Source organism: Saliniradius amylolyticus (assembly GCF_003143555.1).
GTDB classification, from domain to species: domain Bacteria; phylum Pseudomonadota; class Gammaproteobacteria; order Enterobacterales; family Alteromonadaceae; genus Saliniradius; species Saliniradius amylolyticus.
Genome location: NZ_CP029347.1, coordinates 2,479,372 through 2,496,973 on the forward strand (window position 1 = coordinate 2,479,372; position 17,602 = coordinate 2,496,973).

The window sequence follows — 17,602 nt, forward strand, 5'->3', positions numbered from 1 at the left end:
ATTCACATTGAAAAAAACAGGGCTCACGCTACAATCGGGCTCAGAGGTCGAACGTGTCGAAGCGATCTTCTCTTTCGGTTTGCCGATTGAGCAGAACCTCTACTCAGGCCCTTACCTGTTGGCGCAGGTAAGGGTTCTTTATGCAATAAGGCTGCGGTAGTCGGGGTCCTTATCGATAGCAGCTAATTTTAGCTTTTCCTCTTCGGCCTGCACGGCCTCCTCAAGCAATACTGCCGCCATTTGTGAAGGTGGGCGTTTATCTAACGTGGCTAAACGAATCACTCTCGCCTTTAATTCCCTACCACGAACACTCAGTGTCGGGTTGTTTTTCAGTGCTTTTTTCTGGCTCATTGGTACAATCCTGTTTACTTTTGTTTGTCAAAAACGCAAACAGCTATTTTTAGCTGCTTTTGTTTACAGGAGAGATATTAGACAGCTAATTTTAGCTGGTCAAGTGTTTTCAACTTTCTATGCAAGATTCTGTACTCGACCGATTAACGCACGTACTTGGCGACCGCACCCTACATGGGTGGGGTAAATCCCTTGGGCTGTCTGACGGCAAAATACAGAACATGCGCAAGGGGAAAACGCCCGATCCCGAATTATTGTCCATCCTCTCACGCACAGAGAACGTCAATATCAACTGGTTATTAACCGGCGATGGGGCACCCTTTAAGGTGCATGCGTTTACCAATGGTGACGACCTGCAGGACTACCTCAGCACAGCTTTGGAAGATGAACCGTGGCGAATCATAGTTGTAGAGTCTTACCCTGAGGTCACTGTCGTGCTGCATCAGCCAGGGCAGATTGATTTTGCAAAACGAACGATCGACTACCATGTGGTTGAAGTGCTAACGGGCTCACGTTCCAAGCTGCTTATCGAGTTTTTGGAGCAACTGGCCAGAGCAGGCATGCTTGAAGTAGTGCAGGCTTGTACGTCATTGAATAAAGCGGAAATCCGATTAGGGATGGTGGGGCCGTACTGGCTTTTTGGAAATAACGATTCCTGTGGACACCTCACCAATAACACCCGAGTTATGAGGGAAGGGGAGTTAGAGGAGAGCAACATTGAGTTTCAGTCTTGGGAATCCAGCACATCAGACAACACCCAAGGGATACAAATCAACTTAATGCGGGCCGTTGTAGAACTGTTAGAGCAAACCCTGATCGAGCAGAAACTCACCCTCACCCCTAACCAAAAGGCGAGGGTAATATCGGCGGCCTATAACCATGCCATCCAGGCAGGCGCAACCGCCGACACCATTCAGCCCCAAGCACTGACTATGGCCATCGATGCCGTACGCTAATCGATGGAGTAATCCACCTCTGAGGCAGGCGCCTTATCGTTTCGCCACTGTCGATCCCAAACCATCATATCGGTTTTAATATTCGTAAACGCCTCAGCCCGGCTCTCGTTGTCCATACGCTTATGAATGTTACTCAGTTGCGCTTGTACCAGTCGCTCAGCTTCTAGCAATCGCCAGTATTCGTCCTGGTCCAACTCCACCTTGCGCGAGGCAGCAACAGTCCTTGAGTAATCCTCAACCATGGCCTGCAACTCAGCAGGAAGCTGTCCTTGATGCTCGGCCACCTGCTGCAACAACTGGTGAGCATGAAAGAAGGGAGCTCGTCGATACAGCCACCGAATGGCTTGAGCACGTATATATCGCCCCACATCATCCAGTTTCATCACACACAAGCAGGCGATCAGCGCCAAAATAATGACAGCAATGGTGCTAACGCTCATATCCATTCTCCCTAACAGCTCCAAACAACAGCAGTCCAGCGATCATATAATTCACCGTTACCACCGTTATGGTATAAGCCGTGAACGTCCAATTGGGCTCATTGATTCCCAGTTCTATCCGCTGTACATGCATAAAACCATAGGCCAACACATTAACCAGCATCAGCAAGTAAATCGGCTTCACCCACTTTCCCCGCTGCACAAAAAGCGCATTGTGGGCCAAGACTGAAAGCAGCAGTCCCCCAACAAACAGATATAACCAGCTCTGATACCACCAGAACCTGTATGACTCTATAGGTAATGTTGCATAGAAAGCGGCCAGGTAATGCCGAACGCCTAGCACCAGCAGCAGAATGATCCCCAAAATCACATAAGAGCGATGTCGACATCTTACTGCCGCTCCAATAGCGAGCACATACAACACCAGAAGTATCAGGTCACTGTTAAATAACAGCACCCGGGTAACGTCTGACATTACTGATTTTCAGCGTCGAGCAATGCCTGAGCTTCGGGGGACAGGATTACCGTATCCTGAGTAGATGGGGGGTTGATACCGTCAGACGTAGAGGTTGATACCTCAGCGCCATTCGAGGGCGCCTTCTGCACCTTGTCGGTGTTATAGGTTGGGGTGTTTTTTACTAAAGGCGGATTGATACCGTCAGAACTCATCGTTTCACTCCTTAAAACTATGTATAGATTTATTGCCAAATAAATATACCCACACATGAACCGCACAACAAGAAAAAGTTTCACGGTTCAACGCGCCAGCCTTGGTATCCCCTCCAGTGAGTCTTTCGGCGCCACGGCGCTCAGCTTCTGCAAAAATCCTCGGTCGTCCAGGGTTTCGGTGAGGCTGTCGATCACCCAGGTGGTATTAAACTGGGCGCGGCGGTGGCCGCTGAGTTCGATCACCCGTTCGGCGGTCAGCTCTGGCACAGCAGGCATGGATTTTATGTTCAACTGGTACTCTTTGCGCTGCAGTAGGTGCCACTCGCTGTCAGCGGCGGCTTGAGCCTGTGCTTCATTGTCGTGCAATTCGGGCAGTTTCTTAATGCGCTGGCCGTCCCTATTGCCCGCTACGGCGCTCTGCCGCTCGGCCTGATCCAGATCCTGCCAGGACGCCATCACGCCCTCGTAGGTGACTGAGCCAGAAAGTGTCAGGCTCCCTTTTACCAGCTCATTCAGCGCCAGCGGTACCACCGGCAACGCCTTGCCCGAGGCGCTGGTGTTGCTGCCTTTTTCCATAAATATCAGGCGGTCAGTAGTGGCTTTCAGGGTGGCGCCGTACTCCTCGGCCCATTGCTTGGCTAGGTCGGCATCGCTCTGGCCCTGCTGTAGATAGTGCTCAATGGTGAATTGGCTGAAAAAATCGCTCACGGCGGCCTTAAAGCCGTTGCGCTCGGCCATCTGGTTAATGGCGTCCTGCAGTGTGATGTTTTGCCATGTGTGGTCGCGGTGGCTGCGAAAGGCCCAGCGCAGTTTAGCTGAGCTGGCTTTTATGGTGATGATGGGCTGATCCAAGCCAAGATCAATGTCCTCCACCGTAAAACGGCCTTTCATATGCAGGCCTCGCCCTGCATAACCAGTGCGCACTTCCAGCTCACTCTCGCGCTGAGGGAAGGCCACCCTGCCATCGTCGACCAAGGTTAACACTAGAGTGTCTGGCTTATTGCCCGCGTTGTCTTGCACTTCTAATGACTTAAACAAAGGGCGGATGGTGTTGGTGATGTCGTTGCCGTCGGCGGTAATCTGGTAGTCAAACTGCATTGGCGTCTACCACAAGGTCACATTGTCATCGGCTTGCTTGGGGGGCGCGGGCGGTAACGTAATGCTCACACCAGCGGGGAGTACAGGGCCGTATTGGGCCAGCCCTCGGTTGTGTTCCAGTACGCGCTCTACCATGCCCGTAACTGGCCCGTAGTAACGCAGGCAAATTTGGTCCAACCGTTCGCGGTCGCGGGTCACGTACTGGCCAGAATCAGCTTGGCTCATGGTATTCCTTGAGGGTAATGGTAAAGGTGATCTTCATCGGCTTGCCCTTGACGCGCAGTGACTCGTGTTGCTCGCTGATCTTACGCACGGTAACCAAGCCCCAGTCATTGCCCAAGCCGTCCACCAAGCGCAGTGGTTCGCCCTTGGCGGCTTGTGCTTGCAACTGGTCTATCTGCTCAAACCCGCCTTTGTAATAGGGGTAAATCACGCCCTCCATCGTCAGCTCAAACAGCTCAGGGCCGGTAAACTGGCTACGGGGCTTGCTATTGAGTACAGGTACATCCGCCCATCGATAGGCGTACTGGCGTTGCATTTGCTTAAGGGCGGCAGTGGCAATGCTAAAGCGGTAGTCGCCCAACGCCATTAAGGTTTCATTTATGGCCATTAACTGTCCTCATAGGCTACTTGATAGCCATCGCCTTTGAGATCATCCCTCAAATTATTCAGCGCCTCTTTGAGTTGGGCTATCTGTTCATTGCTGTTGCTGGCATGAAAGGTGGCGTGCATCGTTACCTGAGTAGGGGCGGGCTTGGCCGTCATCTTGCGGTTAATCTCACTCACCAGGCGGGTCAGGCTCCCCAGTGAGCCATTGCCCGCAACGTCAGATTGCCGCACCTCGCGGGTCAATTGCTGGCGTTCGGTGTTGTTGGTCTCAACGCTACGCTCTCGCTCACTACTGCGCAGCTCACGAGTAATTCGGTCACGCTCAGTAAGCTGTTGTGTTTGCAGCTCGGTATAGGTGCTCTGTACAGCCAGCCGCTCCACTTGAGTCTGGCGGTCACGGGTCAGGTGATGCTCGGTGTTGTTGTTGGTCTCAACGCTCCGATCTCGCTCGGTCAGATGCTGGTTGTTCACTTCGGTGTGGCTGGTTTGCAATTCCAGTCTTTCAGAGCGTACCTCACGGGTCACACTCTCCCGCTCAACCTCGCGGCGCTCGTTGTTATTAACGATTTCACGACCCACCTTGCGGGGGTCGTCGTCGAACATCCAGTCACCAATGGCACCACCGAGCGCATCACCTCCCCAACCACCGACAATACTGCCAATTAAGCCGCCGATGGCCGTGCCAACTACCGGCACCACTGAGCCAATCGCGGCACCCGCTGCGGCACCGCCTAAGGCCCCACCTAAGCCGCCCACATCGCGACTTACCGCCTTGCCTTTTTCATTCTCCTTGAGCGAGTCATTCATCAACGTGGTGCCAATATCCACCGCGCCCAGCACAGCGGTAATGGGCATAATACGCTGGCCAACACCGCGGGCCAGTTTGCCCGCGCCACCCAACAAGCGGCGGCCCACGCTACGTTTGTTTGCGCCACGCCCCCGGCCGCGCCGGCCTCGGCCACCGCCACCCATGCCTCCCGCAGGCATATTCACTACGTAAACGGGTGTGGTACCGCCTGCAGCATCCAGTGGATTGGTTGCCTCATCATTCTTGCCCCGTTTGCGCTTTTTCCCTCGCCCAAAGAAGCCCATTACACCACTGCCAATATCCCAGGCTTTTTTGGTTAATGCCGCGCCCCCTAAGAACAGGCCAGCACCTGCGCCTGTTTGCATCAGCGTTTTCAGTGCTTCGGGGTCCATCCCATTTAAGGTGTCAGCTAAAGATTGTAAGGGGCCAGAAAAAGCATCATCAGCTACGTCTCGCCAAACATGGAGTAAGTTCCTGAAGCTAGCAGCGGCTGAGTCAGCGGCCGTTGCAGTGTCCTTCATAATGGTCTGACCGTCACCACTAATACCTAAGAGCTTATCTAACGTAGGTAACTTGCCCAGATCTTGATACTCAGAGCCTAGTACTTTCACCAAGCGGATGGCTTCATCACCGAAGAGTTGACTGTATTGAGTCACATCCCCTTCCGTGGCTTTCATAGTGTCCCTTAATATTTCAGGGACACTGCGAAAAACTTTTTTACCTTCTGCTAGTTTTTCAGGATCAAAAACTTGAATACCCAACTCTTGGAACTTATCAAAGTTCGACGTTATATCAGCAAGAGTGGAGTCAAAGGCGCTAGCAGCCTCAGCTCCAGACCCTGACCCCATCATCGAAATTTGCAGCAAAGCCCCCATCTCCATGGCGGCTTGTTTCCCTTTTCTCCCCATAGCCGCGTAAGCAGCCATGGCTTGCGCGCCTTCTTTAGAGAGGTGCTGCAAAGTAAAAGCTCCTTCTTTACCTTGAACAACTAAACCATCAAGAGTTGCCAATATGGCATCGGAGTCTTTGATATTAAATTTATAGGCAATATCAGCCACCATCGAGCCTGCATCCAGTCCTTGAGCATTTGCGGCTTGAATGGTCATGGCGATATTCCGCATATTGCGACGAGCCATGTCTAAATCACCCGTTTTAGTTACGATCTGATCAATGGCAGAAGTCAATTGAACAGGGTCGATGCGGATATTTTCTTCTTGAGAAATGGCAAATATCTCGTTCTTAAGCGCGGCCATTTCCTCTTTCGATTTATTGGCCTGTATACCCAGTCGAGTAATTGTTTCATCCATGGTTAGCGTCATACCCATAGAACCTATACCGGCAGCTCCTCCTGCCAATGCCGTCCACCGATTAGCCACACTATCCAGCCCCCGGCCTACGGCCCGGGCTGAGCGGGAAAAGGCCTGGTTCTTTCTGAGAGCCTGCCCCAGGCTGCGGGTGTAACTCACCGCATCCCGGGCGGTGTCGGTCAGGCGTCGGCCCTGTCGGCCCACGGCTCGGCTGGCATCGCCCACTGCTCGGTCAAAGCGGCCCTGTTCAGCGCGGGCCCGGCGCACTTGCGCCACATCCTTGTCTAATCCGCCAGCTACGGCCTTACGAGCACGGGTGGCTTTGTTCGCCACCGTATCAAAGCTGCGCCCGACGCTACGGTCCATCGTCGCGCCGACTTCGATCATTACATCGCTATTCTGACTCATTATTCGAATTCAGCTCTTTCAGTGCCTGCAGATAGTCAAACAGCTCTACGATGGGGAATCGTTCGAGCTCTCGGATACTGCCTCCTCCGGCGCGGGAAATAACGAGGATCGCCGATCTAAGTGCACCGGAATCGGCAGTAAAAAAAGGTCATTGGCCTGCTCCACCCGCTTGTAGTCGTAAAAGCTGAGGCTTTTAATAAACTCAGCGGTGGTGTCGGTTAAGTTGGCAAACAGCAGCGCATCACGCTCCATATCCGAGGTGCTGGCCTGATCCGCGGCAAACACATCCGCGGCCATGGGCGGGCGCATGGTCAGCTTCTCCACCTCTTTGCCATCCAGCGGCGTGGGCACTTGCAGGGTAATGGTAATGGGTAAGTATTTTTGGCTCATAACGCTCTCGTATTAGTGAATGAAAGGGCAGCGCCGGGGTTAAATCCCCAGCGCGGCGTTAATGGCGGCGCGGTTGTCTTTGCCGCCACGTTTATCAATGCCACCTTCGGCATCGATGTGGATCAGCACATCGCCGTTGTACTCAATTTTGAGCACATTCACCGAAAGCGTCAGTTCGGTTTCGGCAGGCTTCTTCCGCTCAATCTCACTGATATCCAGCTCAACAATGCGGGCCTGCATTTTCACCACAAACTTGTCTACGCTCTCACCCTTGCCTTTCAGAGCGCTGCGGAACACAAAGGGCTTTTCCTCACCGTTACCTAAGCCAAACAGCTTGAGGGCATCGGCATTGGGCTCCATCAGTGTGGCCTTGGCTTCCATTGGCTCATAAGCGGCCATATCAATCTGAATGCCCGCGGCCATGCCGCCGGCCAGGTATTCTTCCATGATCTTCTTCAAGCTGGGCAGCTTCACTTTGCTGCACTGGCCGATCAGCCCTTTACCATCCTGGTACCAGGCGTAATCAACGAGCACTTTAGGTAGTTGCGTTGGCATACGTTATCTCCTATTCAAAAACGGCTTTGGCGTAGTCATTCACAAAGTGACTGGTTACACCGATGTTTTGGGCAATACCGGGTGGGGTAAAGTCGTAATCCATATAGAAATTACCGGCCATGATACTGTCCGGCGTGTTAAGGTCTTCATCAGCCCAGGCCTCCCCACCCATCAGGTTGCCGGCCTTGGTTTCCTGCGCCAGAAAGTTATTCACGCTGTCCACCACATCTTCCACGAACGTGCGGGAGATCTTGTTATCCCGCGCCCATTTGAGCGAGGAAGTAATGGCATCCAGAATCACATCATTCACCCGTACCGCATTGGCAAACTGCCATTTAGGATCGCTGCTGGCGGTTAGGTTGCCCCACAGGCGCAAGCCGTCGTCGTTGATGATGGTGGTAATCAGGTTTTCGTTGAGCAGACTGGCAATACAGTTGCTGTCGCCGTCCACGTAATCCACCGTGTGTTTGAGCTTAGAAATGCCGCGAACAATGCGGTTAGAGGCCGAGGCGGAGTATTCTTCGCCGGGTGTGTTGTCCTTCTGGATTTCCATGCCTAGCCGATAGGCCGACATGGCCACTTCACGCCCTGCCAGGTTATACACCGCTGGCCAGCACAGCTCGGCGCGCATATCGCCAAAGTTTGCCTTGTAGGTGACCGCCTCAGAGTAAGTTGCGCCGTCGCAGTCGATATAGGCCATGGCCCGTAAGCGGTTGGCAAAAATCAGCAGTTTATCTGCCACCGTTTGCACATGAGTAAAGCCGGGGGCGGCCAGCAAGCGCGGCTTAAGGCCAAATTTGGCGGTCACATCCATAATGGCTTCCATGCCCGAGCGGGCACCGGTAACGCCATCAATGGCGCCCATGACATTCGTTTGGGTTTCTGAGTCGTCCGCCCCTTCCTCAACGCGAATCACCGCAATGGCACCGCGGAACTGGTCAAATACCGCAGTCACGGCATCCGGCAATGTGCCATTACCATCACCGACCGTATCCAGTTTAGCGGCCAGTTTTAGATCGCCAGGCACCATAACGGGGGTGTTCGCTGGGAACGCAGCGGGGTCAGCATCGGGGGCCGTGCCAATCACCACCGCAAAGGAGGTTTTAGAAATCGTGACGGGACGGACACCGCCGGTGCCAATGGCACCTTTAATACCGTGATGAAATTCAGACATCGTGTTTCTCCACTTAGTGAATAACGCGATACCTTCCACGGCTTCCGCTTTGTTTAATAATACAACAGGTTAATAGTTCGGGGGAGCCGAGTCTCTACTCAGCTTCCAGATATCCTCGGGGGTGACACGGCGCACGCTCCTGAAGCGGAACATACACGAGGCAAAGGCGACCAACTCGGAGCAAAACCAGCGAGAGGGTTTATCCCACTGGCGCCGAAATAACAGGCTTAGAATTGCCGTTACGTCATAAGGTTTGCCCAATTGCATTTCCAGCAGAATCTTGGCTCGGCTCGCGTCCTGAACAGGAAAGTAAGCCATTTTGTGCCTAGGGTATTTAGCCACAAAGTCGGAGTAGGTGGTTTTACGCACCCCGTCACCGAATACCGACTCAATCACCTGGCCGTCGCCCCGGTCGTCCAGCACCACCGCCACATGGCTCCAGTGGCTATGGGTAAACCAGCGAATGGCACAGCTCAGGGGCAAGTTGTTGGTGCCGAAGATGACTTTAATGTGCTGCATATTACTGTGGCATCAGCGCGTTTAGCTGAGCAATGGCTGTCTCAGCCGCATTTAACGCCTCGTCGTCGTCCGTTGCGCCGCTGACAGCTGCTTTGCCGCTGAGTCGTGCCGCTCGGATGGCTGTTAATGCCTGCTCCCATGCTGTTGCTGTTGCCAAAATATCGTCTTTGGCCTCGGCGGTGCTCAGTCCGCTGGCATCTGCCCAAGCCTGCACTGTAGCAGGAGCATCGCCGCTGCCGTCCCAGCCCTCGGCGTGCTGCTTGGCGAGGTGGTATTCCTCCTCCACTAGCTGGCCTTGGGATACATAGGCTTTGCGCACACTGCCTGCCGCTGTATCAATCGCTGCTTTTAGTGCCGTTTTTAGCGCGTCGCCGCTGTCATTGGCATTGATACCGAGTGCCGCGCGGCGCTCGTAGCTCTGCTGTTGTAAAACGGACTCGATGGTCTCGGCGCTCATGCCGAGCTGCTGCATGTACTCGGCACTGGTGTCTGTGTGAGTCTGGCCCGCGTAAATGTAGGTAAACTGATTCATTGTGTTGGCTCCTGATTAGCTGCGGAGTTAGACGAATAACGCCGGACGGAAACCGATGTTTCCGTTCGAATATGACCGGACGTTAGCCAAGTGCAGAGACCCGAGGCCGGCACTCGATCCGCCGTGATATTGGGCGCCGCGTCGCGGGAAGCGGTCGCCATAGTTCCGCACTGTTAAGTAGCCTTGGGCGTTGCTGGAAACCGCCGACTCAATGAGTAATCTGCGCAATAATTCGACAGGTGTGTAGCTGGGGTCTTTGGTGACTGATGCCCAGTTTGGCACTGAGGAATACGCGTAGTCGTGACTGTCGTCGTTTAGTGGTCCGTTGCGGTTAGCTACCTGTGTGTTCAGCACAGGGTCGCCTACGTTGCCGATCTCTGTTGCGTTCGATGTGGAGTCAAAATACGCTGGGTGGTTATGCCAGTTAGCCTCAGAAACGCTAGGGTCGTTGTCTAAAGTGGTTATGATTTGACCGTTCTCTAACTTCATCTGGTCAAGCCACTCGAACACATTTCCTACTAGGTCAGCAATGCCGAATTTGGTATGGTCATGGCTCCAAGTAGCAGGGCCTTTGCCTGTGTCGGTGCGTCCGTCTCCTGACATGTCTCCTGGTTGCCCGCCGTCAAATCTTGTGGCGGTTTCAAGATGCGCGTCATGCGCGCGGCCATAGTTCGTATTGCCGCGAGGGACGGTGCCATTTGCCATACTCCAGAGCGCAACTGCTGCCCACTCATGAATCGACATCATGTGCCAGCCTTGGCCTTTATCTGAACATAATAGCTTAGCCTGGTCGTAGTCGACGCTTGTTCTTGGTCTTGCGCCGCCAACTACAGCTGAGCCGTCGTCAGCATAAGACGCCAGGTATTTACCGATCAGAATTTCACCGCGTGGTACACCATTGGTTTGAAACGCTGGGTGCGTACCGACGCCAAGGTTGAGATCGGTTAAACCCAAGTCCTCGACGTTAAATCTGGGCACGACGACCATTACATTGGGGTTTCCTTGGGCATCGTACACTACCGTATTACGCCCGCCACTGGCTGACTCCACGGCTTTTTTATAGCCGTCAGTGGCGATGATGGTGAGGTTCGCGGCTTTAGCCTGATAATCCTGCTCAGCGTTCGCTACTGACTCGTCAACCTCTGCCACTTTATTTTCAAGCGAATCTCTGGCTTGTCGCACTTCCTCTGCAGCCGCACTCACCTCGTTTGCGGCATCAGCTAAAACTTGATCGGTACTCATTTATAAGCTCCTAATTGGCTAAAAACTGTGAAATGTCACGATTGATACCATTCATGATCAGTCGTGAGTTACGCACCTGAGCCAGTGTCATCAATGCCAACTCAGGGGTAATGATTAAGTTCAGGTTATCGCCCACCAAATTAACGGTGATGCTGTCCTTGGGTATCTGGTCCAATGCCAACCCAAACCGGGGCATAAAGCGGCCCCCCGCGGCTTTGCTCCCCAGCAATTTTCCTTGCTGACTATGCACCGCAAATAGCTTGCCGGTATCCGTAAACAAACCGATCTCACCCACGTTGTACTCTCCGCTGCCATCAAAAATAGCGGCCATCTGCAGGGTGTTATCAACTTTGGCAAAGTCCTGAATGGGTTTAACATCAACTTCGCTGATCAGTGATGTTTGGTTTGTTCGGCTACTGGGGTCATAAGACGCCGTTCCTAAATGAATATGACTGAGCTTGACCTGAGATCCGCCGAAACTCTCATTTAGGAGTAAATTTTCACCCGTTGGTGTGATGTAAAAGTTATACAGTTGAATGTCCACGCACTAATCTCCCGGAAATTGGTATTACATAATTCGGCTGGGTTGCAGAGGCGCAGCTCAGCCCCCCGTTCACAATGGGCTGGGGACGAATTAAGGCGGCAGAGGCTGGGAAGTCATACGTGGGTTTGAGTGACGCCCCAGTGGTCAAATGACCGTTTGTTTCTATGCCGGTAGTCAGCTGGTAGTGTTGGCTAAACCGCTTTGCATTGTTAATGGAGTGCTGCAGCTGCTCTATCAGCTCGCTATTTATGGCCGACTCGCCGCCCTCCGTGATGTTTTGATTGGTGAAGGCCACAATATCAAAAGTGCCATTTTCCGCCGGTGGGTCAGATTGCCACCACTCCACGACCTCGGCAGTAACACTGAGTGCCTTCAGTGCTTCTTGCACAGCATGCAAGGTACCTTTGTGGCGGTGCACCCTGATACCTGCTTTGATTACGTTACGCTTCACATTCACCGGCCAACTGTCGTTCCAGTCATCCACTGATAAAGCCCAAGCCAGATAGGGCAACAGATCCGCTCGGCAGTTGTCCGTATCCCACAGGTGGACAATATCGCGCTCAATAGCAGCAAGGCGTTCGGCCCATATCTGTTCAAACACGCGCTCTAACTGGCTGGCACTGCTGGGTAAGATGCTATCCATCAGCCAGCCTCACGGTAATGCCAGTGCAATAGCCCGCCTCGGTGTCGCCAATCGCCACACTGCCACTGGGGCTAATCAAGTTCACATCCCAAATACCTGGCTGCTTGAGCGCCGCATACAAGCCCGCTTCGGTAATATGGCGACCCAGTTTGTGGTTGGTCTGCACATAGTCAGTCACGGCCGCTTCTGCCGCCTGACGGGCCAGCTCAGCGCTGGGGCCTCGGTCAAAGTACAGCTCGGCTTCAACCTGGAAGGGCACGATGCTGGCGCTTAACACCGATACCTGATCGCCAATGGGTCGTTTGGTCTGCGCGGTCACATAGTCGTTAACCGCTTCCAGCAGCTCGGCTGCGGCAGTGCCATCACCCTCGGTGCTCAGCACATACAGGTTGACCACGTTGGGATTCGGGCTAACAGGAAGCGCGTCTTTCACTCTCGCATCGGCATCCAGTGCATGTTTGATGTAGGCGCCATAAGGTCCAGCCACACTAAAGCCCTCGGGGGCCAGCTGAGCACGTTGGCGCAGGCGGTCGTCCGCTTCACCCTCTTCTCGCTCTGTATCGGAAAGCCCAGCAAGGTTGTCTAAATTAGTGTTACTGGAAAAGGCCAGGGTGTTTTCCAGGCTGGCATCGTTAAACTCGGCGCGGACCGTCTCTTCCCGCAATGCCATCATCAACAAGGTGTTATAGGCTGGATCCCCCACCTTTAACTCAGTCTCGGGGGCCAACTCGGCAAAGCGTTGCAGGTTCTTCTGCATAATGGCTTCAGCATCCAGCTGCTTAACCACTTCCGGCTTGGGAAGGCGGGTAATATCTATGCCCATGGGCGCACTCCTTCCAATGTAACTGGCTCACCGCTGATCAGATACTCACCCTCCAGCGTGATCACAGTGTTATGCCCATCGATTTCCAAATAGCTGCGGTGGAGCGTAAACTCGTCTCGAAACTCATTGGCGGGCTCAGCCAGTGTGGCGGCAACCTCGGCATACACGTCCACATCAAAGCCGGGCGTCATCTTGGCATCAATCAGTTCCGGCAGATTAGAGCCAAACAAGGGGCGCAGCGGCAATGTTCCCTTGCGTGTGCGCAGGCAACGCTGAATGCGCTGCTTGAGCTCGGCCAGGCCGGTGATCATGGCACCGTTGGATTCGTTCATGCCCGCCGCCATTACTCTGGCTCCCCGGTGAGCGCGGTACCGGCCGTCACATCTTTATGCTTGTGGCTGGTCAGCTTGGTGCCGTCGGCCTCGACCTCGGTGCTCGATGTGATCTGGCCGCTCACATCCATTTTGCCGGTTTGATTAAAATCCCCCTCGTGGGTGATCTTGCCTTTAATCAACATATCGCCGGTCAATTCAAAGCCGCCGTCGGCGGTGCCAACAGCTTTACCTGGGGTGTAAAAGTCCAGTTGTTTGTTGGTGCGGTGGTACTGGATGTAAGCCCCGTCGGCAAACTCGCGGTAAAACAGGTCCAGATCATCTTTGGGTTGGGCCGACTCATTGCGCCACAGCGAACCCAGTACAAAGCCACGAGAGAGCCCAAAGGGCAGTAGCACCAACACCTGCTCACCCACTTCCAGCGGCTCCCAGACTTTCTCGGTGCTGGCATGGCGCACTAATGGGATTAACCAGTTGCTGAGGCGGTTCTCGTCGAAGCGCACTTTGTAACGTAGCGGCGAGGCCTGCACCTCTTCGATAACGCCGGTTAAAAACAGCTTGGAAAGAAGGCGGGATACCCACTGTTTCATCCGTCGGACTCCTCCAGTGTCGGTAGCGATACATAATCCTCCTCATGTTCCAGCCCGATATCCGGTGCCCGACTGGCCTTGATGCCGTCAATGTCCGTCTCGTCACCCAGCCAGTCTTGGTTATGCTGAAAATCAAAGGGGCCGGCGCTGCACTCAGCCACAAACCAGCCGTCAGGGTGCTCCTGTTGATGACTGCAGGCCACAGAGCCAATCTCAATCTCCGGAGCACTGGTAAACACAAAGTCTTTAAACGCCTGCAGCAGGTTCAGCTCTGCTTGTTCTATCTGCTCGCCGGTCGCGTCTTTGCCGCAATAGATGCGGCCAATCATCAAAAACTGGATGTAAGTCTGATGCGGTTCGGGTGACTTTTCGCCGCGGTAAACCAGGGTGTAATGCCCGGGTTTCAGATCGTCATTTTTAAATGCACTACGGGGTTTCCAGTCACGGGTCACGACTGGCATTAACGCGGCATCCAGTCGGGTTTGGTAATCGGCCAGCTGGCTATTCACACTCATAACAGGCCCGCCTCTGCCAAGCCGTTCATGGCCGCGCCACGCATAATCTGGCTGACACGGTCCTGCATCGCCTCACGAGTGTCATCAATAAACGTATGTGCCGGGGTGCCGCGCTGCTTGATGCTGCGGGCGATCACAAACGCCAGGTCTTTTTGTTCCATATCCGGGTTATTGGGGGTGATGCCCTTAACCTGGATCCAGTCCAGTATGGATTGCACCGGCGGCATAGCCCCCTGCCCCTGGATATCTTTCACCACATGCTCGGCATAACCTACCTGAGGACCAACGAGCTTTGAAAAGCGAGAGGCTGGAGAGACCTGAATACTGTTGGTTAGCGTGCTTTCGGCTTTGGGCGCTTCCCGTTTTGCCTTACGGGCGGTTTCCTGTGCCGCACGATTGGCGCCTTTACTGAGATGACGAGCCAGAATGCCTGGGGCTTTTTTCAGCCCCTCGGCGACGTTATCCGGCATGCTGATCACCAAATCAAGCACGGATCCGCTCCTCAAATTCAGCCATTAGCTGCTGGTATACATAAATGGGCTTGTCGTTTTTCGCTGGGCTGGCCACACTGTTATTGGCAGATACGGTTTTATTGCTGTGGTGCATAGACAACTCTTTCATCGCCTCGGCCTGGGCGCGCAGCATCACCAGATCCAGTTCGGTTCTGGGCAATAACAGATCGCCGTTCTCGTTGACGCTCTGCTCGGCGTAATACAGGTAGTGATACTCGCGGCCAAAGCACTGGATATGCCCCAGCGAGGGTGCCTGGTTAAAACACAGGGCATAGCTGCCGCGCTCCCCAACAAGGGTGGGCCGAGGAATAGAGCGGGGGCGGTTGGGTTGCCACAGCGGCGCACTGTGCCCCCAGTTGCTCATTTTAAAACCGATCAAATCCACAGGCGCGGTGTAGTTCATTTGCCCGGATACCAGGAGCAACTTGCCCGGCTTGGTTCTGGGCCGGTGCTGGGAATACGCCGACAACGCAGCGTCGATGAGCCGCCGCCCGCCAACAGAAAAATCCCCACCCACTTCAAAATGTTCGGCGGTATCGCCCAGGGAGATCTGTAGCTCATTGATCAGGTAGTCGATGTTCATCAGCGCACAAACCAGAAAAAACTGCCCACGGCGCCAGTGATTAAAAGCCACACCAAGCGCTCGTTATTACTCACACTGTTACCCCGAGCAGCGGCGGTGATTTCAATAGCGCGCACGCGATCACTGAGTTTGGTGTAAATCTCAAATAGCTTGCGATCCTGTTCGTCGTGCTGAGCCTGCTTGGTTTGCAGCTCAATAAGAGACTTCATCAGGCTGGTCACTTCTTTGCGGTGTTCGTCAAAGCTGACCTTGAGATCGCTAAGCTGTTGTTCCATTGAACTCAACTTTGCCCCCGCTTAATACTAAGAAACCGGTTAATGAGAGGCATGACATTCTTCATACCGCGTTCGCCGAATAAGAAGAACAGCACCAATAGATTGACGATCCACATTGCCGATTCCTGTTGAGTTGTCATCCCACTCCACTTGCCACTGAACCACATCACGTCCATATACAGGGTCATATAGCCCCAGACGGGCCGCTGACAGCCCCGCAGGAAAATGAGCAGGCTGCCAATCCAGCCAAAGCGTTTCAGGTCGCTGGCCGTGCCCTCCATGTCGCGAATTCGCTGATTAAACTCAGCCCGTTCTTCCTGCGCTGCTTGGTGGAGTAATTGAGTTTTCTGAAGAGTTTGCTCCTTAATAGCCAACTCCAACCTGGCCTTCTGCTCCGGGGGCATATCCGGCGGGAAATAAGCCTGAATGCCATCAACGATGGTTTTTCCTAACCCTCCGGTGAGTAAGTCGCCAACTTTGTCCAACAGACTCATGTTTTACCTCCGGCTCGATACTCTTGCTCAGTCAGCAAGGTGTAAGTAAAGGAATTGCCGTACTCCGCTGCGGCCCGTTCGCACAGCGATAGCAATACGTTGTAATCCCATAGATTGGGGATAACTTGGCACCCTGCACTAAAGCGCTCGACCTGTTTAGCAATACCTGTCTTGCTGGCGCGATGGCAGTTAATGCCAAAGTAACCCGACTGCTCAATGCCATCGGTATCCAGCTGGTCATCCCCATCAGCATCCCGGTACACGGTAATTTCACCGCGCTGCACTAAGGCCAAGTATTTGCCTTGATGCTGACCGAGCTGCCAAAGGCCCGGATATTGGTCAGGTTTAACAATGGCCGAGCCGTCCACATTGAGCGGATTTTCTCGGTAATAGGTGCCGGGGTCAGTCGTGCAGGGGAATTGCAGCAAACACTCATGGCCGGCTACGCTGAACAGCACACAAAAACGGTCGTTAAAACCGTCGTTATGTATATCCGCAGAGCGAATGCCGATCAGGTTCAGGTTGTAGTCACCCTCACTAAACAGCGTATAGCCCGCCATTTGCATGGCGGACTTAAGCTGTGCAGCGTTTATCTGCAATTCCCGGCTCATTACTCGGCGTCCTTGCGGCTGGAAAGTTCAGCCTGAATCAGCTCAATTTTGGCCTGATCGTCACCGGCGTTCAGCAGCTCCAGATCCAGTTCATCGTCTTTCATCTTGGCCAGTTCCTGCTTGTAGGCCTCGGCATCGAACGATAAGACGTTATTCTGGCGCTCAACTTCCTCATCAATGGCACTCAACAAACCCTTGCGCTTGTTCTTCCCCTTGGCTTGCTCCTCGATGCTTTTCAGCACCGCCAGCTCGTCAGGAGTAAAAGCGGGCAGGCGCTCCTTGATGTAGTCGATCTTCTGATCCAGCAAGGCGCGGAATAACCCTTGCTGAGCTTTATCAGCGGGAGTATTGGGATCCACAAAGTGGTTCGCTGGCAAACGGCCATAGCGGTGCCCTTCTACCGCGACCGAGCCAAAGTATTTGGTCTCGTCGGTTACGTTGAAAAACAGCAAAAATAAGCTGCTGTTAATATCCGGCGTAGCGGGCACAAAACGGGCGTCCACCTCACGGGTCTCACCGGGGTTAATGGTTTTACCCGCAATGGTCTGCGGGCGCTGGGTGTTATTGGTATAAGGGATCATCTTCATTATGGTTCTCCGCTAAAGGCCCCGGCTGGGGCCCT

At 53.7% G+C, this 17,602-nt stretch carries 27 protein-coding genes; 1 reads left to right on the forward strand and 26 read right to left on the reverse strand.

All coding sequences use genetic code 11. From position 1 onward, the window contains the following. Positions 1-138 precede the first annotated feature (138 nt). Positions 139-351 (reverse strand): hypothetical protein, encoded by a 213-nt coding sequence (locus HMF8227_RS11635; RefSeq protein ID WP_109340336.1) that lies wholly within the window; start codon positions 349-351, stop codon positions 139-141. A gap of 119 nt (positions 352-470) precedes the next feature. Here HMF8227_RS11635 and HMF8227_RS11640 point away from each other — a divergent pair, with 119 nt between their 5' ends. Continuing rightward, positions 471-1,307, forward strand: coding sequence for a hypothetical protein (locus HMF8227_RS11640; RefSeq protein WP_109340337.1), 837 nt, complete (start codon positions 471-473; stop codon positions 1,305-1,307). On the opposite strand, the gene HMF8227_RS11645 is transcribed toward HMF8227_RS11640, so the two are convergent. The 25 genes from HMF8227_RS11645 to HMF8227_RS11765 form a co-directional block, all read right to left on the reverse strand. Then, entirely contained in the window at positions 1,304-1,747 is a 444-nt protein-coding gene (locus tag HMF8227_RS11645) for a hypothetical protein (RefSeq protein ID WP_162558591.1), read from the reverse strand. The two genes, HMF8227_RS11640 and HMF8227_RS11645, sit on opposite strands and share 4 nt — an antisense overlap. Further along, complete coding sequence (locus HMF8227_RS11650; RefSeq protein ID WP_109340339.1) at positions 1,737-2,222, reverse strand: hypothetical protein; 486 nt, start codon at positions 2,220-2,222, stop codon at positions 1,737-1,739. Before HMF8227_RS11650 ends, HMF8227_RS11645 begins: the two co-directional genes overlap by 11 nt. Then, entirely contained in the window at positions 2,222-2,416 is a 195-nt protein-coding gene (locus HMF8227_RS11655) for a hypothetical protein (protein WP_109340340.1), read from the reverse strand. Before HMF8227_RS11655 ends, HMF8227_RS11650 begins: the two co-directional genes overlap by 1 nt. A gap of 87 nt (positions 2,417-2,503) precedes the next feature. Next, positions 2,504-3,514 carry a phage late control D family protein gene (locus HMF8227_RS11660; RefSeq protein WP_109340341.1) on the reverse strand — a complete coding sequence of 337 codons (1,011 nt, stop codon included), beginning with the start codon at positions 3,512-3,514 and terminating at the stop codon, positions 2,504-2,506. Between the two features lie 6 nt (positions 3,515-3,520). Beyond that, positions 3,521-3,739 (reverse strand): tail protein X, encoded by a 219-nt coding sequence (locus tag HMF8227_RS11665; protein WP_109340342.1) that lies wholly within the window; start codon positions 3,737-3,739, stop codon positions 3,521-3,523. After that, complete coding sequence (locus HMF8227_RS11670) at positions 3,726-4,124, reverse strand: phage tail protein (RefSeq protein ID WP_204101056.1); 399 nt, start codon at positions 4,122-4,124, stop codon at positions 3,726-3,728. The genes HMF8227_RS11665 and HMF8227_RS11670 overlap by 14 nt, the downstream gene beginning before the upstream one ends. After that, positions 4,124-6,646: a phage tail tape measure protein gene (locus HMF8227_RS11675; RefSeq protein ID WP_109340343.1), complete on the reverse strand. Its 2,523-nt coding sequence runs from the start codon at positions 6,644-6,646 to the stop codon at positions 4,124-4,126. Before HMF8227_RS11675 ends, HMF8227_RS11670 begins: the two co-directional genes overlap by 1 nt. 45 nt (positions 6,647-6,691) lie before the next feature. Continuing rightward, the gene (locus tag HMF8227_RS11680; RefSeq protein WP_109340344.1) at positions 6,692-7,036 is read right to left on the reverse strand and encodes a phage tail assembly protein; all 345 of its coding nucleotides are present in this window, start codon (positions 7,034-7,036) and stop codon (positions 6,692-6,694) included. A gap of 39 nt (positions 7,037-7,075) precedes the next feature. Next, a complete protein-coding gene (locus HMF8227_RS11685) occupies positions 7,076-7,591 on the reverse strand; it encodes a phage major tail tube protein (protein WP_109340345.1) in 516 nt (171 codons plus the stop codon). A gap of 10 nt (positions 7,592-7,601) precedes the next feature. Continuing rightward, a complete protein-coding gene (locus HMF8227_RS11690) occupies positions 7,602-8,765 on the reverse strand; it encodes a phage tail sheath C-terminal domain-containing protein (protein WP_109340346.1) in 1,164 nt (387 codons plus the stop codon). A 69-nt stretch (positions 8,766-8,834) separates the two neighbouring features. Then, the gene (locus HMF8227_RS11695; protein WP_109340347.1) at positions 8,835-9,284 is read right to left on the reverse strand and encodes a YiiX/YebB-like N1pC/P60 family cysteine hydrolase; all 450 of its coding nucleotides are present in this window, start codon (positions 9,282-9,284) and stop codon (positions 8,835-8,837) included. A 1-nt stretch (position 9,285) separates the two neighbouring features. Further along, the gene (locus HMF8227_RS11700; RefSeq protein WP_109340348.1) at positions 9,286-9,816 is read right to left on the reverse strand and encodes a hypothetical protein; all 531 of its coding nucleotides are present in this window, start codon (positions 9,814-9,816) and stop codon (positions 9,286-9,288) included. A 27-nt stretch (positions 9,817-9,843) separates the two neighbouring features. After that, complete coding sequence (locus HMF8227_RS11705; protein WP_109340349.1) at positions 9,844-11,058, reverse strand: SUMF1/EgtB/PvdO family nonheme iron enzyme; 1,215 nt, start codon at positions 11,056-11,058, stop codon at positions 9,844-9,846. A gap of 10 nt (positions 11,059-11,068) precedes the next feature. Further along, entirely contained in the window at positions 11,069-11,602 is a 534-nt protein-coding gene (locus HMF8227_RS11710; protein WP_109340350.1) for a phage tail-collar fiber domain-containing protein, read from the reverse strand. After that, positions 11,583-12,245: a phage tail protein I gene (locus HMF8227_RS11715; protein WP_109340351.1), complete on the reverse strand. Its 663-nt coding sequence runs from the start codon at positions 12,243-12,245 to the stop codon at positions 11,583-11,585. The genes HMF8227_RS11710 and HMF8227_RS11715 overlap by 20 nt, the downstream gene beginning before the upstream one ends. Next, positions 12,238-13,068, reverse strand: coding sequence for a baseplate assembly protein (locus HMF8227_RS11720; RefSeq protein WP_109340352.1), 831 nt, complete (start codon positions 13,066-13,068; stop codon positions 12,238-12,240). Before HMF8227_RS11720 ends, HMF8227_RS11715 begins: the two co-directional genes overlap by 8 nt. Then, positions 13,059-13,400: a GPW/gp25 family protein gene (locus HMF8227_RS11725; protein ID WP_162558592.1), complete on the reverse strand. Its 342-nt coding sequence runs from the start codon at positions 13,398-13,400 to the stop codon at positions 13,059-13,061. Before HMF8227_RS11725 ends, HMF8227_RS11720 begins: the two co-directional genes overlap by 10 nt. A gap of 11 nt (positions 13,401-13,411) precedes the next feature. Further along, entirely contained in the window at positions 13,412-13,990 is a 579-nt protein-coding gene (locus HMF8227_RS11730; RefSeq protein WP_109340354.1) for a phage baseplate assembly protein V, read from the reverse strand. Then, positions 13,987-14,505, reverse strand: a complete 519-nt coding sequence (locus HMF8227_RS11735) for a hypothetical protein (RefSeq protein WP_109340355.1) — start codon at positions 14,503-14,505, stop codon at positions 13,987-13,989. Before HMF8227_RS11735 ends, HMF8227_RS11730 begins: the two co-directional genes overlap by 4 nt. Continuing rightward, on the reverse strand, positions 14,502-14,996 hold the full coding sequence (locus HMF8227_RS11740) for a hypothetical protein (protein WP_109340356.1): 495 nt from the start codon (positions 14,994-14,996) through the stop codon (positions 14,502-14,504). The genes HMF8227_RS11735 and HMF8227_RS11740 overlap by 4 nt, the downstream gene beginning before the upstream one ends. Then, complete coding sequence (locus HMF8227_RS11745; RefSeq protein WP_162558593.1) at positions 14,989-15,651, reverse strand: hypothetical protein; 663 nt, start codon at positions 15,649-15,651, stop codon at positions 14,989-14,991. Before HMF8227_RS11745 ends, HMF8227_RS11740 begins: the two co-directional genes overlap by 8 nt. Continuing rightward, positions 15,600-15,875 carry a hypothetical protein gene (locus HMF8227_RS11750; RefSeq protein ID WP_109340358.1) on the reverse strand — a complete coding sequence of 92 codons (276 nt, stop codon included), beginning with the start codon at positions 15,873-15,875 and terminating at the stop codon, positions 15,600-15,602. Before HMF8227_RS11750 ends, HMF8227_RS11745 begins: the two co-directional genes overlap by 52 nt. Before the next feature lie 5 nt (positions 15,876-15,880). Next, a complete protein-coding gene (locus HMF8227_RS11755) occupies positions 15,881-16,369 on the reverse strand; it encodes a hypothetical protein (protein WP_109340359.1) in 489 nt (162 codons plus the stop codon). Beyond that, positions 16,366-16,980 carry a hypothetical protein gene (locus HMF8227_RS11760; protein WP_239421297.1) on the reverse strand — a complete coding sequence of 205 codons (615 nt, stop codon included), beginning with the start codon at positions 16,978-16,980 and terminating at the stop codon, positions 16,366-16,368. Before HMF8227_RS11760 ends, HMF8227_RS11755 begins: the two co-directional genes overlap by 4 nt. Then, entirely contained in the window at positions 16,980-17,567 is a 588-nt protein-coding gene (locus HMF8227_RS11765) for an ABC transporter ATPase (protein WP_109340360.1), read from the reverse strand. Before HMF8227_RS11765 ends, HMF8227_RS11760 begins: the two co-directional genes overlap by 1 nt. Positions 17,568-17,602 lie beyond the last annotated feature (35 nt).